Source organism: Pseudomonas sp. DCA-1 (assembly GCF_046523955.1).
Lineage (GTDB): Bacteria > Pseudomonadota > Gammaproteobacteria > Pseudomonadales > Pseudomonadaceae > Aquipseudomonas > Aquipseudomonas putida_Y.
In genome coordinates this window covers 1,106,490-1,122,144 of sequence record NZ_CP169881.1, presented here as the reverse complement: position 1 = coordinate 1,122,144, position 15,655 = coordinate 1,106,490, and the positions used below count along the sequence as shown (strand labels likewise).

13 protein-coding genes and 2 pseudogenes are annotated in these 15,655 nt (G+C 54.3%); 10 read left to right on the top strand and 5 right to left on the bottom strand.

Features of this window, described 5'->3' with window-relative positions:
- Positions 1-296 precede the first annotated feature (296 nt).
- The 4 genes from ACE4QZ_RS05485 to ACE4QZ_RS05470 all read right to left on the bottom strand — a co-directional run bounded on the left by ACE4QZ_RS05485 (position 297) and on the right by ACE4QZ_RS05470 (position 4,143).
- Positions 297-755 (bottom strand): helix-turn-helix domain-containing protein, encoded by a 459-nt coding sequence (locus ACE4QZ_RS05485; protein ID WP_135192643.1) that lies wholly within the window; start codon positions 753-755, stop codon positions 297-299.
- Positions 752-2,173: a type II toxin-antitoxin system HipA family toxin gene (locus tag ACE4QZ_RS05480; protein ID WP_392525353.1), complete on the bottom strand. Its 1,422-nt coding sequence runs from the start codon at positions 2,171-2,173 to the stop codon at positions 752-754. Before ACE4QZ_RS05480 ends, ACE4QZ_RS05485 begins: the two co-directional genes overlap by 4 nt.
- A gap of 187 nt (positions 2,174-2,360) precedes the next feature.
- The gene (locus tag ACE4QZ_RS05475; protein ID WP_003247529.1) at positions 2,361-2,750 is read right to left on the bottom strand and encodes a hypothetical protein; all 390 of its coding nucleotides are present in this window, start codon (positions 2,748-2,750) and stop codon (positions 2,361-2,363) included.
- Positions 2,743-4,143 (bottom strand): PAAR domain-containing protein, encoded by a 1,401-nt coding sequence (locus tag ACE4QZ_RS05470; protein WP_275966838.1) that lies wholly within the window; start codon positions 4,141-4,143, stop codon positions 2,743-2,745. The genes ACE4QZ_RS05475 and ACE4QZ_RS05470 overlap by 8 nt, the downstream gene beginning before the upstream one ends.
- Positions 4,144-4,785: 642 nt before the next feature.
- Between ACE4QZ_RS05470 and ACE4QZ_RS05465 the strand changes: the two genes are divergently transcribed.
- The 7 genes and pseudogenes from ACE4QZ_RS05465 to ACE4QZ_RS05435 form a co-directional block, all read left to right on the top strand.
- Positions 4,786-6,618 carry an AAA family ATPase gene (locus ACE4QZ_RS05465; RefSeq protein ID WP_156867338.1) on the top strand — a complete coding sequence of 611 codons (1,833 nt, stop codon included), beginning with the start codon at positions 4,786-4,788 and terminating at the stop codon, positions 6,616-6,618.
- A gap of 516 nt (positions 6,619-7,134) precedes the next feature.
- Complete coding sequence (locus tag ACE4QZ_RS05460) at positions 7,135-8,850, top strand: Eco57I restriction-modification methylase domain-containing protein (RefSeq protein ID WP_156867337.1); 1,716 nt, start codon at positions 7,135-7,137, stop codon at positions 8,848-8,850.
- A 40-nt stretch (positions 8,851-8,890) separates the two neighbouring features.
- A complete protein-coding gene (locus tag ACE4QZ_RS05455; protein WP_410480416.1) occupies positions 8,891-9,058 on the top strand; it encodes a hypothetical protein in 168 nt (55 codons plus the stop codon).
- Between the two features lie 60 nt (positions 9,059-9,118).
- Positions 9,119-9,271, top strand: a pseudogene (locus ACE4QZ_RS05450) (transposase); the annotation flags it as partial.
- 76 nt (positions 9,272-9,347) lie between these two features.
- Complete coding sequence (gene tnpB / locus ACE4QZ_RS05445; RefSeq protein WP_009687920.1) at positions 9,348-9,707, top strand: IS66 family insertion sequence element accessory protein TnpB; 360 nt, start codon at positions 9,348-9,350, stop codon at positions 9,705-9,707.
- A gap of 18 nt (positions 9,708-9,725) precedes the next feature.
- The gene (locus ACE4QZ_RS05440; RefSeq protein ID WP_410480278.1) at positions 9,726-11,258 is read left to right on the top strand and encodes an IS66-like element ISPpu15 family transposase; all 1,533 of its coding nucleotides are present in this window, start codon (positions 9,726-9,728) and stop codon (positions 11,256-11,258) included.
- A gap of 44 nt (positions 11,259-11,302) precedes the next feature.
- A pseudogene (locus tag ACE4QZ_RS05435) lies at positions 11,303-12,318 on the top strand (IS3 family transposase); the annotation flags it as partial.
- On the opposite strand, the gene ACE4QZ_RS05430 reads toward ACE4QZ_RS05435, so the two are convergent.
- Positions 12,257-12,712 (bottom strand): hypothetical protein, encoded by a 456-nt coding sequence (locus ACE4QZ_RS05430; RefSeq protein WP_410480415.1) that lies wholly within the window; start codon positions 12,710-12,712, stop codon positions 12,257-12,259. The pseudogene ACE4QZ_RS05435 and the gene ACE4QZ_RS05430 overlap by 62 nt on opposite strands.
- Before the next feature lie 142 nt (positions 12,713-12,854).
- Here ACE4QZ_RS05430 and ACE4QZ_RS05425 point away from each other — a divergent pair, with 142 nt between their 5' ends.
- From ACE4QZ_RS05425 to ACE4QZ_RS05415, 3 genes are all read left to right on the top strand, one after another.
- Entirely contained in the window at positions 12,855-13,595 is a 741-nt protein-coding gene (locus tag ACE4QZ_RS05425; protein WP_185279738.1) for a cold-shock protein, read from the top strand.
- A gap of 660 nt (positions 13,596-14,255) precedes the next feature.
- Positions 14,256-14,498 (top strand): hypothetical protein, encoded by a 243-nt coding sequence (locus ACE4QZ_RS05420; RefSeq protein ID WP_128610141.1) that lies wholly within the window; start codon positions 14,256-14,258, stop codon positions 14,496-14,498.
- Complete coding sequence (locus tag ACE4QZ_RS05415; RefSeq protein ID WP_185279739.1) at positions 14,491-15,417, top strand: site-specific integrase; 927 nt, start codon at positions 14,491-14,493, stop codon at positions 15,415-15,417. Before ACE4QZ_RS05420 ends, ACE4QZ_RS05415 begins: the two co-directional genes overlap by 8 nt.
- Positions 15,418-15,655 lie beyond the last annotated feature (238 nt).

The window sequence follows — 15,655 nt, the reverse complement described above, 5'->3', positions numbered from 1 at the left end:
GCAGACACAAAAAAAGCGCCAGCTGTGGTGCAGGGGCGCCTAGTGCATGCGCCAAGTTTACCAACGGGTTCCTACGCCCGGTCACGGGATTTACCGTGACGCAGAGATTTAGCCTCACATTGCTTGGCGGGGCAAGTATGGAAGTTGTAGGAAACGTCTCTTAATAATGTACGAACGGCGCCGAAGCAGCTGTTATTGCTTATAAACGAACGCGAAGTTTCAGCACCGAACTTCGCGTCGGGGACAAATCCTTACAGGAACATGGGATGAGACTTTATTTGCATCCCACATCAATCTCACTGTTCCTGACTGCTTTTCCGTGCCCGTGGCGATGCCGGCCTCGACACTGTCTTCTTCGCTTTGGCTGCCGCAGGGCTTTTCCCGCGTTTGGGTCCGGCCACCACCCCGGAACTGGCCAGCGGCGCGCCCACCGCCATTGGCCCACCAGGCTTCGTCTGGCCGACGAGCGTTGCAGTGGGCTGATCTTTGGCTGTCATCACCATACCCATCCGCACGCCAAAAAGCCGAAGCACGGCCTCCAAAGTGCTGAGCTTCGGGTTCGACTTCCCGCTTTCCAGTTCGTACAGGCTTTTCGTGGACATCTTGCACATGGCCGCGAAGGTCTCTTGGTCAAGCCCGGTGACTTCGAGCCGTAGACGGCGGATGGATGCCCCAATTGGATCGAGCCCCGCCGCGTTGCGCTTGACGATATCCTCTACAAGCTGGGCGCGCTCTTCAGGCTGTAGTTTTTTCATCGCAGTCCCCACTCCACGAGTCGCTTGTCCAGGTTATTCACGGGTAGAGAGGCTGCATTGCGCATCGATTCGGGCGCATCGGTCAGCAAATCGGGCAACGCCCGGAATGCCTCAGCCGCATGCATCAACCGTTGCAGCAGGACATCGGGATCGGTGTAACCAACCAGCTCAGCGCAGTTATCGCGCCAATTGGAAGACCCCTTGCGCTCCGCCGCCCACTTCGTCGTCCGCGTGATGCCCTCTTCATCCAGGATCATTGGCGCGAGGTCATAGATTGGCGCCAAACGAAACTTCCCACCCACACGCATGATGGAGGTGTTGCGGCCGTGGTTATCGGTGTTCCCTAGAATGCGGTTCAGCAGATCGCGCCGCACGTACTCGAACACCAGGTCGTCCACCTCATCCTGCTGGCCGTTATCGATCCATAGGCCTACCAGTCGGTGAACCACTTCGGCATGCGCCATCGGATGCGCGTAGCCGGTAATGCCGCAGATCGAGTACACCGACTCCAGCGGTATACGCTCCACCACGCCATCCACTACTCGGCGATCAAATCGTGGCATCCAGAGGCTTGGCTTCAATGCCTCTTCAAGCGCCAAGCCATCAGTGGCAACCGTATCAAGGCCGAGGGCAGCAACCGCCTTGTAGTAATGAAACTCTGTTCGCAGGATGTCTTGGTCGCGCTCGCCGCCTCGATTACGCGCGAACTTTATCAGCCAGTGACGGCACGCCTGGTCATCGGGGAGCATCGCATCCGCATACAGAGCACCGCCGTGGGCTTCGGTCATGACTAGCTTGGGGGCTTGCCCGTTGGCACCGGTAGCACCGCCCAACGCCGCGCCGGTTTCATAGGCGTACTCAAGAAATTCGTTCGTTCTGTCCACGACCTCAGCACGCGCGAAAGCCTCGTTTCGATCCGGCTGAAGGCCTTCCACCGATTCCTTGATGCGCAGGTGCCCAATAGGCGCCGGGGTGAAGCGCTCCAGAAGGTACAGCCCCATTTCCACACCTTCGGGCTTAAGACGCCCATAGCGGGATTCAAGAGAGTCCTTGGCAGCACCAGAGGGAATGATGTCGTAGAGGAATGCTGGATACCCTTTGACGTCATGGTGGTCCCAGTTCAACGGAAGGTTAACGCTTAGGGCGAGTTCGCAACGATCCTCCATGCGATCAACGTTCGCGATGATGTAGTCGCCGTCGTAGGCGACAAGGCATCTTCCATCAGCAACACGCTCGGGGTTCTCAACCGTGAGTGTCGCTGCATCGCGCCATGCACCATCGGAGAAAGCCTGGATCGTGAGTCTGAGCGGCATCGCGACACCATTAATCAGTACTTTAATGCTGATTATCATAGTGTGCATGGCTGGAATCAGCAATATTTTGCCGATTAAAAGCTTAAGCACGGATAAAACCGGCATCACACTACCGATTATGCATTCGCAGCGCGCGGGAGGGGGCTAGAGGTCGTTGCTGCGCCTGGAAGGCAGGAAGTGTGATTCAACCTTTGGGTTATAGGACCATGTTTAATTGCGTTGGGTAGGTGGTGGATGGCACGGGCTTCGCCCGCGTTCGCGGGTAAACCCGCTCCTACAGGGGGGGGAACGGCTACGCCTTGATGAATCCATAGGTCACCCACATCCAAGCGAAGCCAAAGGCCGTCAGCCACGTGGATACCTGTAGAGCCAACTTAAGTTTTGCAGGGAAGTTTTCTAGTTCTTCGATGTCCAGATGCCCTCGGCGCATATGTACGCCAGGCCAAATGAGTATTCCACAAAGAAACGTTATCAGCAGCCACCGAGCGCCAAAGCGCCGCGTGCCCAAAAACAGTTTCATTTGCTCCAGGCCGGGATGACTTTGGATAGCCGAGGTTGCAACAGTGAAATTTCTTGTACCCGCGATGAATGCACTGACCGCGCAACCGGCCAACGCGATCACGAACGGACACGCCAGCATTATCCACTTCAGCCACACGGGCCAACTCTCGAACTCAGTCATAATGTGATTCGTAGATCAGCTCGCCCATTTGCTCACCGCCCTCCGCACCGGCGATGCTCCCAGCAAAAGCCCCTCCCCCGACCAGCGCAATGCCACATACCGGCGCCCCGAAACCCGCGGTACCAGCAGAGAACACCCCACATACAGCGAGCGCAGTGATCCCAGCAATCTTGCCACCCACGATCCCTCCCGCCAGCCCCCCAGTGAAAGCACCTGCCTCAGACAAACGAATTTTTTTGCAGGCTTCGGTTTCCCCTGCACGGCAGGCCTCTTGGACTTTCAGATAGGAAGATGTACCACCTAAGCCAATTCCGACATGCCCACCATACCGAAGGTACTTACTAAGCTTCGCCACTTTGTCCAAGTACGTGGCGTACCCAGGAATCTGCCCTGGCCCGCCGGCTTTCGACCAATGATGCACAAGGCTCTTGGTCGAGATATTCAAGCTTTTCTTCAGCCGCTCGTAGGCCCCTAGATTCAGATGTTTATTTAGAAAAGTCGCTTTCAACTGACCATCTAGCTGCTCCAATAACAGCCGTCGTTCGGCGAAGAACGATGGACTATTCAGATGGCCATGGCGCAGAAATTCTTGCTGATGCAAACGCTCGATGTTGCCAAGTGTGCTGCGAAGCTGCCGGAGGCCGTGGTCCATCATGTCCTTACCCACACCCATGGAGAGACTGGCGTCACTAAGCAGTCCGGCAATTTCAGCCTGATACTCCATCATGAAATCTGACTCGGCAAAATCGAGTACAGCCAAGGAACGTCGCGCGCGCTCGGCGGCCGCCATTAGTTGTCCCTCCTCCTGGGTGCAGGCATAACCGTTATCCGGATCGCCGATGACGAAGATTTCCCCTGCCTTGAACCCCTGCTCGAAAGTCGGGTTCAGGCGTTGCAGGTACGAAATGGGCAAGGTCGAATCATGGCTAGCCAGCTCCAACAGAATCTGCGGGAACGACATGCTCCGGGGCACCACATAGAATCCCGGCTGCATCTGCCCAGGCAACCCGCCAACCATGGCGTGCGAAGCCCCTGCCAAAGCGCTAGAGCTCCCAGGGCCAGCGGGTTTGAGGCTAGTGCGTACGGCAACCGGCAGCCGCGGCGGGGGCATTTCCCCTAAAGGCGCCACCACCCGGTTGCTACCCTCTGGGCAACCGCAATCAACTAACGCGCCATCCATGGCGACTGGCTGGCCATCCGAGATGAAGTGCCACACCCCTTCGACGACCTTTCCTTCCAGCCCGCAAAGTGGACAAGGTGTGGTGGGATCCCCCATCCTCAGGACCATTCGTCCCTCGTCGAGGTAACCTTCCCCAGTGGCGATGCAAATCGCACCTGTGGTGGTTACATCACCGTCTACTGCTTGGCCAAGCCCATCCAGACTGACGCGCATTTCAGAGTCCCTTGCGAACTGTAGGAGCGAAAGAACCTAACAGCTAAGAAGGGGCAAATGAGGCCTCGAGCAGCTAACGAGACGATTCCTACGAGCAACGCGGATTTAGGACTAGGCACGACCTAACGGTTTGAGAACGGGACAACGGGAACAAAAAAGCCCGCACAAGGCGGGCTTCTATTGGTGCCAGGTAGCGAGAAATCGCCATAGGCCAACTGATTCTGGTGCGGAGACAGGAATCGAATCCGGACGATACAGACCCCATAAACAAAGGCTATGATGCGTTCCGAATTCCATTAAGGTACTCAATTAGGTACTCATACCCTCGAGACAAACCGTTTACCCGGCAAATCCAACATGAACTGTGTGACGGCCAAATAATATCTATGGGCCACCCGCCCACCCTGGCGCTTTGCCATCCTCTACCTATAATCGATGCGCACCCCAGCGACTAACCACACCGCTGCGACCTACAGATTGTGATTCGAAGATCCACTGGCTCAGTGGAGCCTCGGGTTCACATCAATGCCTGAGGCCTCTTGATGATATTTCCTTCCGGCAGAATGGACATCACTTTTGGCCGTTGAGGACTGACAGCGGTTGGTAAGGAAACGAAGACATACACAGATCAGGGATCTCACGATGCGCCTTAAGACCGTCAAGCTCAGTCATTTTCGCGGCTATAGCACACCCACCGTCATTCCTATCGATTCATCTATGACCGGTATTGTGGGTCGAAACGACTTTGGGAAGTCGACCATCCTGGAAGCTTTGGCCATCTTCTTCGACAGCGCGGACATCAAACCCGACAAGAGTGATATGAACTGCTTCAGTCTAGCGGAGGGTCACACTCAGTTCGAGATTGCCTGCGAGTTCGACGACCTGCCTGAGGCTTTGGTGCTGGATGAAAATGTACACACCTCGCTATCACAGGAATACCTGCTGAATGCGGCTGGCGTCCTGGAGGTCGTCAAAACGTTCAAAGCGAGCACCGGCAAACTGGACAGTACAGCCATCCGCTGTGAGCATCCGTCTGATAAAGCGCTCGCTAGCCTACTCAGTCTGAAAATGGTCGACCTGAAAAAGCTCGGCGCACAATTTGAGATCGCTGATCGAGTAGCAGATCAGCGGGTGGCATCCCAATGGCGGAAAGCCATTCGCGATGCGGCCGGAGATGTTGCCTGCCAAGAGACGCTTCTTGATGTAGGCAAGGGGCTGTCCACAGAAGGCAAATCTGTTTGGGATAAAATCGAGGCGCTGCTGCCAACTTTCGCGCTCTTCAAGGCGGACAGGGAGAGCAGTGACGGTGACGCCGAGGCCAAGAACCCTCTACAGCAGGCGGTCAAGGAAGCCCAAGCAGCGCTACAGGAGCAGATCAGTGAGCTAGAGCGGCAGATCGAGAGCAGTGTGTTGGACGTTGCTGGACGCACCCTCGACAAACTTCGAGAAATGGCTCCGGAGTTGGCTAATGAATTGACTCCCCGTTTCAAAGAAAAGCCCAAGTGGAGCTTCAGCTTTACTCTTGAGGGCGAGAATGGCATCCCCATAAATAAACGCGGCAGCGGGGTACGTAGGCTCATTTTGCTCAACTTCTTCCGAGCTGAGGCCGAAAAAAATGCAGTGGCTGGTAGCCCACGCAACGTGATCTACGCAATCGAAGAGCCGGAAACCTCACAGCACCCCAACTATCAGATGATGTTGATGAAGGCGCTTCTGGAGCTATCCAATCAGACCAATAGGCAGATCATCGTCACCACCCACGTCCCTGCGTTGGCCGGCCTGATGCCCATCGACGGCATCCGTTACGTAACCAAGGACGAACACGGCGTCCCCATTGTAAAAATGCCAACCAAGGAAGTACTCACGGAAGCCGCCGAGAGTCTAGGCGTACTGCCCGAGACAGGAATGGAACGAGCAAAAGGGGTCGTCCTGGTGGAGGGCAAGTCCGACGTCACCTTCCTCCGTCACACTTCAAATACCCTCAAAGCAGGGGGACACCTCCCATCCAGCTTGGAAGACGCAGGAATCGTCCCGATCCTAATTGGTGGCTGTGGCAGCGTTAAGCATTGGGTAACCCTCAATCTTGCGGACGATCTTGGACTGCCTTGGTGTGTGTTTTTGGACTCCGACATTGGCGGAAGCCCGGAGCAGGTTGCAGCCATCTTGAAACGTAAGCAAGAAGTCGAGGGACAGGGACGAGCGTTCTACTCGACTCGTAAACGTGAGATCGAAAACTACTTGTGCCCCGACATGATCGATGCCCAAAGTGGAAAAAGAGTTACGTTCACAGACACTTGCGACGCCAAGAAAATCATCGGCAAGGCAGTTGGCATGAAGCCAGACGATGTGATTGACAAGTTCTGGCCGCTAATGACTGCTACGCAGATCATTGATCGCTCTACGTATCATGACAATGGTGTAGATCGCGCTGAACTCAAGGACCTGTTGGAGAATCTGCTCAAGCTAGTTGCCTGAACTCTGCAACTGCTAACGAGCCTTACAGGCAGCAGTCGCTGCGCGGCCGTACGCTTCGGATTGACATCGGACGGCCGCACCCAACCTATTTCGAACCAAATCGAAACAAGATGTCGCCCAACCCGCGACCTTCGTAACACCCATGCCACCTTCCCGGTATGACGACGGCGCGTCAGGTAAGAGGTCGATAAAATCAAGCTATGTGGCCGTACCCATGACGACGAAGCTCTAGAACGAGAGCGAGATGGACGCCCACCTCAGCATGTGCCTTCTCTGTCATTCCGATCTGGTGTCCAACACGGCTTCTGCATGTCGATCAGCTCGTCGTTGGTCATCCCGTAACACTCTGGGAAAAGGATTCAGGTATCCTAGATCGTTTGCGGGAACCCCACGTGTCGCCCTCAAGGCAGCCCCAAATACCCTAAAGCATGCCATCAAATTGCAGATGGCCATGGCAACGGGATCCCCGTGAAAGCACTTTTTCTACGGCATTTACCGCAATCGACGAGGTAGACGATGCACCCGCAGCCAATTTTCTTTCAGGCTTCGTTCCCTTTGGTGGAGTGCCCAATTGCCACTGCGACGGAAGCCTTGGCATCGGGTGGTGGCATCGAAGCACTAGGTGCGATTTTTACTCGTATCGAGGTCGTGAATTTTATTTTGGATCTCGCTGGGTATACCTGTGATCAGCCGCTCCACAAACAAAGATTGCTAGAGCCATCGTTCGGCGCAGGCGACTTCCTCTTGCCTGCCATTGAGCGCTTGCTAACTGCTTGGCGCGCAGATGAGGAGAGAGAGTCTGGTATTGAAGGGTTAGCAAATGCAATCTGTGCCGTTGAGCTTCATCGCGACACTTTTAGCAGAACTTATTCGGCAGTAATCGACCTACTTGCACAGAATGGATTTTCACCAGATTCAGCTGAGAAACTAGCCGACGGCTGGCTAATTCAGGATGACTTCCTGCTTCAGTCCTTCGAAGAAGGCTTTGACTATGTTGTAGGTAACCCACCGTACGTGAGGCAAGAGCTCATACCCGCACCGCTGCTCGCGGAATATCGTCGCCGCTACAAAACCCTATATGACCGTGCTGACCTGTATGTTCCCTTCATCGAGCGCTCACTGTCACTTCTGACTAAATGCGGGAATTTAGGCTTCATATGTGCAGATCGCTGGATGAAAAACAAATACGGTGGCCCTCTGCGCCAGATGGTTGCTGACAGTTTTCACCTTAAGGTCTATGTGGATATGACAGACGCACCTGCATTCCATACGGATGTCGTCGCCTATCCCGCAGTAACGATTATATCTAGAGAGAAAGCGGGAAAAACGATGGTTGCGCATCGGCCAGCCATTGAAAAAGCCAGCCTGACAGCGTTAACGCATAAACTTTTAGCTAAAGAGCAAACAGCACAATCGGCAGATGTTAGGGAAATAGCTAAAGTTACCAACGGGTCTGACCCATGGCTATTGGAATCATCTGACCAAATCGCTCTGATACGTAGGCTGGAGAATGAATTCCCCTGCTTGGAGGACTCAGGCTGCAAAGTAGGCATAGGCGTAGCTACAGGTGCAGACAAAGCCTTTATTGGTCCATTTAACTCACTAGATGTTGAACCAGATAGAAAGCTTCCGCTTGCGACTACAAAAGACATAGTTTCAGGGGAAGTAGCATGGACGGGGCTTGGCGTAATAAACCCATTCAAGGATGAGGGTGGGCTTGTCGACCTGGAAAATTATCCTCGATTAAAAAAATACCTAGAGGCACGCCGGGACGTTATTGCAAATCGTCATTGCGCGAAAAAAACACCCGCTAGCTGGTATAAAACCATTGATAGAATCACTCCTTCACTAACTAGCAAACAAAAGCTTCTAATCCCTGATATCAAAGGAGAAGCTCACGTTGTCTATGAGGCAGGGGAGCTTTACCCACACCACAATTTGTATGTTGTGACATCGGAGTCTTGGAACTTACGAGCATTGCAAGCTGTTCTGATGTCAGCCGTATCTAGGCTATTCGTAGCGACGTACTCTACGAAAATGCGAGGTGGCTTCCTTAGATTCCAGGCTCAGTATCTTCGGAGAATTAGACTTCCCCTCTGGGAAAGTATTCCCGAAGAGCTGCAAAGAGAACTAATCTACGCTGCAGAAAGCCTAGACATCAACGCCTGCAATGTGGCGACATTCAAAATTTATCGCATGACTACAGAAGAAATCAGATCAATCGGCGGGTAGTGCCAGCTGTAGTACTAAAGATCTAATTAAGGGAATAAACGTGAATTTTGACTGGCTAGATGAACGAGTTAAAGACGCCATTGGCAAATTTTGGACTACGCGTGATGGTGGCAAGGGTGTCTTGGCGGGAAAAACACTGGACGCTTTCGTTCACATCATAGAGAAGACTGTCCAAGATAGTGGCCTGAAAGACGCTAAAGCATACTGAATCGCCCCTGGTTTCGTAGACACCTCCAAGCCTCATAATGAGGCCCAAATAGGAGGTGCCATGAGTCGTCAGCGTTACCCCGAAGAGTTCAAGATCGAAGCGGTCAAGCAAGTGACCGAGAAAGGCAAACCCGTCGCCGATGTCGCCCAGCGCCTGGGCATGTCCGTACATAGCCTTTACGCCTGGATCAAGGTCTACACCAAGGTAAGGGATCCATCATCCCCACATTCCAACCGTCCACCTGATTCCCGATGCTGTGCTCCCGATTTCTTTCTGGAGCCAGCCCACCATGATGCGCCCCGACAGCAAAGTCGAAAAAGTCTACCTCTACCCCAAGCCCGTGGACTTTCGAAAGTCCATCGACGGCCTCACTGCCCTGGTCGAACTGGACATCAAGGTCGCCGTGTTCGACCCGGTACTTTTCGTCTTCCTCAATAAAGCCCGTAACCGCATCAAGGTGTTGTATTGGGAGCGCAACGGCTTCTGCCTTTGGCTCAAGCGCCTCGAAGCCGAGCGTTTCAAAACTTCACCCGACGCGACCGACGAAGCTATCGTACTGACCGTCCAGGAGCTGAATTGGCTACTCGACGGTTTCGATCTCTGGCGCAACCGTCCGCATCAGGTTTTGACTCCTCGTTTCGTCGCCTGAGCGGGTATAATCCGGGCCATGATTTCAGTGCCCGATAACCTTCCTGACGACCCTGTCGCGCTCAAACTACTGCTTGCGCAGTTGTTGGCCGAGCGCACGGTCGACAAAGGTCAGATCGTCGACCTTAAGGAACAGGTCAAGCTGCTGCGTGACCGATTATTCAATCGCAAGTCCGAGCAAACCGTCGAGTCCAACACGCCCCAACTGGCGTTGTTCAATGAACCCGAAAGTCAGTGGGTACCTACCGCTGATGATGCCGACGAAGAAGTTGTTGCGCCAAGCAAGCAGCGCGGCAAACGCAAGCCACTGTCGGCTGACCTGCCACGCATTGAAGTCATTCATGACTTGCCCGAGCACGAACTGACTTGCGCCTGTGGTTGCCGCAAACACGTGATTGGCGAGCAAACCAGCGAACAGCTCGACATCGTGCCGATGCAGATCCGTGTGCTCAAACACGTACGCAAAGTCTATGGCTGCCGTGGCTGCGAAACCGCGCCGGTCACCGCTGACAAGCCGGCCCAATTGATTGAAAAGAGCATGGCCAGCCCCAGCGTGCTGGCGATGTTGCTGACCACCAAGTACGTCGATGGCCTGCCGCTGCACCGCTTCGAGACGGTGCTGAACCGACATGGTATCGAGATCCCCCGGCAAACCCTGGCCCGCTGGGTCATCCAGTGCAGCGAACACTTTCAGCCACTGCTGAACCTGATGCGTGACCGCCTGCTGGAAAGCCCGGTGATCCATTGCGATGAAACTCGCGTGCAGGTGCTCAAAGAGCCGGATCGTGATCCGACCAGTCAATCCTGGATGTGGGTGCAGGCCAGTGGCCCGCCTGATCGACAAGTCGTGCTGTTCGATTACACCACCAGCCGCGCGCAGGAGGTGCCGCTGCGCCTGCTGGAGGGCTATCGCGGTTACGTGATGACCGATGATTACGCCGGTTACAACGCGTTGGCGCTACAGCCGGGCGTTGAACGACTGGCGTGCATGGCGCATGTCCGGCGTAAATTCGTCGAAGCGCAGAAGGTGCAGCCTAAGGGCAAGACCGGTCGCGCCGATGTTGCGCTGACGATGATCAACAAACTGTATGGCATCGAACGCGACCTCAAGGATGCCAGCGATGAACAGCGATTCCTCGGTCGTCAGGAACGAAGCCTGCCGATCCTTGAGCAGTTGAAAAGTTGGCTCGACAAGACGCACTCACAGGTGACACCGCAAAGCGTACTGGGCAAGGCGGTGCTTTACCTGGCAAACAACTGGAACCGCTTGGAGCGGTATGTCGAGGCGGGCCACCTGCCGATCGACAACAACCTGGCAGAGCGGGCCATAAAGCCGTTTGTGATCGGGCGCAAAGCTTGGCTGTTCAGTGACACGCCCAAGGGAGCCACGGCTAGCGCGCAGATCTACAGCTTGGTCGAAACCGCCAAGGTCAACGGCCAAGAGCCCTATACGTGGCTGCGCCACGTCCTGGAGCGACTGCCGCACGCCTCATCGGTAGCAGACTACGAAGCGCTGCTGCCATGGAACTGTTCGCCAGAGATGCCACGGTAGCCTTGGCTTCCACCTTGTGGAAGGTGGGGTTCATGGATCGGTTACACACCAAGCCCCAAGAGCAGCGTCAGCAAGACGACGATCAGCAGGCCGAATTGCGCAAGCTACGCGCTGAACTCAAGCGCGTGACTGAAGAGCGAGACATCTTAAAAAAGGCCGCCGCGTACTTTGCCAAGGAGTGCGGCTGAAGTACGCCTTCATCAAGAAGCACTCGACTGATTACCCGGTGCGGCGCCTTTGCCAAACCCTCAAGGTGCACCCCAGCGGCTACTACGCCTGGCTGGCCGAGCCTCAATCTGCCCGAGCAAAAGAAGATCAACGTCTGCTTGGCTTGATCAAGCACGCTTGGCTAGAAAGCGGAGGTGTATACGGCTACCGCAAAATTCACGATGACCTACGTGAGCTGGGAGAGGAATGCGGACGAAATCGAGTCGGGCGCTTGATGCAGGCGGAGGGGCTGCGTTCGCAAACGGGCTATCGGCGGCGTCCAGGGTTTTACGGTGGAAAACCAACAGTGGCCTCGCCCAACCACCTCGCGCGGCAGTTCAAGGTCAGTGAGCCGAACAAGGTCTGGGTGACAGATATCACTTACATCCGCACCTATGAAGGATGGCTCTATCTAGCGGTAGTGCTGGATCTGTTCTCACGCCAAGTAATTGGTTGGTCAATGAAGCCAAGGATGTGCAGCGACCTGGCTATCGACGCAATGTTGATGGCTGTGTGGCGACGCAAGCCACAGCAGCAAGTGATGATTCACTCAGATCAAGGTAGTCAGTTCAGTAGCTCAGATTGGCAAAGCTTCTTGAAGGCTAACAATGTAATCAGCAGCATGAGTCGGCGGGGAAACTGCCACGACAATGCCGTAGCCGAGAGCTTTTTCCAACTTTTGAAGCGGGAGCGCATCCGACGAAAGATCTACACAACCCGTGAAGAAGCCCGAAGTGATATTTTCGATTACATCGAAATGTTCTATAACCCTAAACGCCGACACAGCAGTGCTATGCAGCTGTCTCCAATAGAGTATGAGAAACGCTATTTCCTGAGCTTGGAGAGTGTCTAGGAAACCAGGGGCGATTCAGATCGATCAGCATTGCCTGCCTTGCTTCTAGAATGTAAATTCTAAGTGGCATTGTCGATTCAATATTATACATGTTTGGAACAGAAGAGACCTCTACAGGTCGCAATAGAAAATCACTCCTAGTTACTTCATCCACCAGATAGATAAGTCGTTCCTTACAGCCAACCAGACCAAACGCTAAATACATCCCCTTTGAAACCCCCAAAACATTAATTCTCTTACCACTTTCTTCACTGGGAAAAAAGCTAGCAATTTGGATTTTCTCTCCACGCCGATAAACTATCCCGCCCCACGATTTCTTATTTATGAATCCAGGCATGTTATTAGCAAAAGGACTCTCAATAAATCCATCATCATCGATAAGAATTTTGCGCATGTTATTGAACCAAGTCCGCGAGTAGTCGAGTCAGCATAAGGATGCCGCCCTCGCCTCACAACCGAAGTCCTCACAGTTACTCGGTGGTGACACCTGATACCCTGAGATACCATGGCTGCCTTCCAAAAAGGACAGCAGGTTCATGAGCGAGAAACCAGATCAGGAAGATACCCTCACCTCAGGCATCGTACGCAGTTTCATGCCCGAGAAGGGGTTTGGCTTCATCCAAGGAGATGATGGACGCAGCTACTTCGTCCACATCAAAAACGTAGAGGGCGGAGAGCTGTTCGATGGGCAGTCAGTAGCATTTGAAGGGCAGCCGGGTCCGAAAGGATACAGAGCAGTGAGGGTCAAACCAGGAGAGCGCCCACCGCCTCCAGGCTATGCCTACGAGTCTCCGAATCACTTCATATGGACAAGAGATTCGAAGGCACGTGGTTTCGACACCATTTTCACTTTTGGGAGTGGCTGGGCTGAATCCAACAATCCAAATGAGGCTCGGGCTCTACTAGAGAAAGCAAGCATGGAGCGCGGAGGCAACGCCGTCTTGAATGTACAGCTTGAGAAGTACAGCCGCAGTGATGGCTGCTCCAACTATCACTACACCGTGCACCGTTTCACAGGCGACTACGCGAATGTCCAGAAAATCGTGACCACCACGGATCAAAACTGGATAGCAGTCTGCGCTCAATGGGAGCGGGATGTTTTGGCTCGCATCGAAAATGAAAACGCCCAGATCACAAGTTGGGATAGCGGCGTAACCAGCCTGGTACCACCCGGAGCATTCAAACACGGAGCTATTCTGCTCTTGAGCTGGACGGCCACCTTCATAAAAATCCTGGGCCTCGCCATTTTGGCCTTAGCTAAGCAGATGCGTCGCTAGCAGGATCAAAGGCCTCAACTCCTCATAGCGTGAATGCAAAGTCGGCTGAAGCTGTCACCGTAAAAACTCCCCACACAGGATGTGCTCAGCACATCTGACTGAATACTGTCCCCTATCGCGTCACAACGCTTTGTGCCCGCTATGTAACGCGCCTTCTTGGCGCGTTACATAGCGGGCACACTCGACCATTCCAATTTGACGCAACAAATACAACGCAGCGACATTGCGTTGTTTGGCCATCCCCATTTCCGTAAGCTGAACACGAACCAAACCGCACTGCCCGGTGGTCTCGTTACCCGTGTGACTCACGGGTTGGGACTGTGGCAGGGGGCCCGGCCTGCGTCATCGCGGGCCCTAGCCCATCGGCCATACCTGCGTCATCGCGTGTGTGCCCGTGTTAACGCCGACTATGTGTCGGAACCATCAACGACCAATCACCAAAGGAGAAAAGACAACCCAACATAATCAGCCAGATCCAATGGCAGCCGAACCTGAGCGGACACTCAGGAACTCACTCGGAGACTCCGAGTAGGCGTGAACAGTCCCCGCCTGCATCTGATGCAAAGGGGGGCGAACAGGCACACATCGAACCATCTGCGGATGGTGTGCCGCTGAACCACTATCGGTCAGGAGTTCTTACACCCGGATGGAGAGAACCACATGAGCGATTTCGATGCGCAGAGTATTACTGCACGCCTAAAAGCCGAGTCTAGGATTCGAAGAAAACCGCGAACATACGCCCAGCGTCGTTCATTGTTGGACAACTACAAGTATGAGCTGTTGCAACTCGATCAAGCAGGTTGCAATGGCAGTGAACTGCAACGCTGGGTAGCTGAAAAAGGCATCAAGATCCAACGCTCGACCGTGCACCGATGGCTACACCGGAACCGACAAAGTGGCTAAGTTTGCCAAGCCGGCGAAGCAAGCTGCATCGGTGATGAAAAAGCTCCAGGGCACCTACATCCGTTCGGTGGGCACTGTCCGTAACTATGAGCAGCGATTGGTACGCATCACCGCTTACCTGCGCGAGCATCGCTTAGGCAGCCTCCGTGGAATGACACCTGACCGCGCTATTAGCTACCTCCAGCAACGAGCCACGACCGTAGGCCAGAAAACTTTGGATATGGAGCGTCAGGCTCTCCAAGCGATGATGCAACACGTCACCCTCCAGCTGCCACCAGGCAAGACACTAGAAGTAGTCAAGAGCAGCGCGACTGCTCGCACGAGCACAAAGAAGCACCCGACGCTGGGTCGCCGCTTGGCCGACCAAGCACGAGCATATAACCGCGAGCAGATTACGCTGATCGCATCTCGCCAAGCTCCGCACAACGCTCTTGCGACAGAGATTGCGTACGCAGCTGGTCTCCGTGCTCATGAATTGCTGAGCCTGCAGAGGACTCATCGGCGTGGAGCGGATGAACGTCCGGCGCACGGGATGAAATTCGCGGGAATTCGGGAAACCACGATCAGCTACACCGTTCACGGCAAGGGTGGACTGGTTCGCGAGGTGCGTATCCCGATTCCACTGGCTCAACGCTTGGAAAGGAGCCGGCTGGCAGCGCCGCGCGTCATAAAGGATCGCGGCATCAACTACCAGCAATTCTATGAGATCGGCGGCGGACAGCCGTGGAGCAAAAGCGTTAGCACTGCCTCGAGGCAGGCTCTCGGCTGGTCAAATGGCGCCCACGGATTACGACACACGTACGCTCAAGAGCGAATGGCTTCACTACAACGTCAACTCACACGGAAACAAGCACTGGAGGTGGTTTCACAGGAACTGGGCCACTTCCGCCCAGAAATTAGCGAGGTCTATCTACGTTGACCACCACCGTCGAAGCGAACCTGACTCACAGCAGCTTTCTCTTCGTTTTCGGTACGTCACTGATTCTCATCGTTGTGCATCTCCTTCTCCTTGCCGAAAGCAGAAAGGCGAGAGCGCAATCTCAAATCAACGCTTTCAAGCAGAGCCTGGCTAGCATGTGAGGAAGCTATGTTTTACAGGGTTTTTGAAGGATTCAAAGCTTTAGACCTGAAAAGGCCGATTAATCCCTTATTTTTCA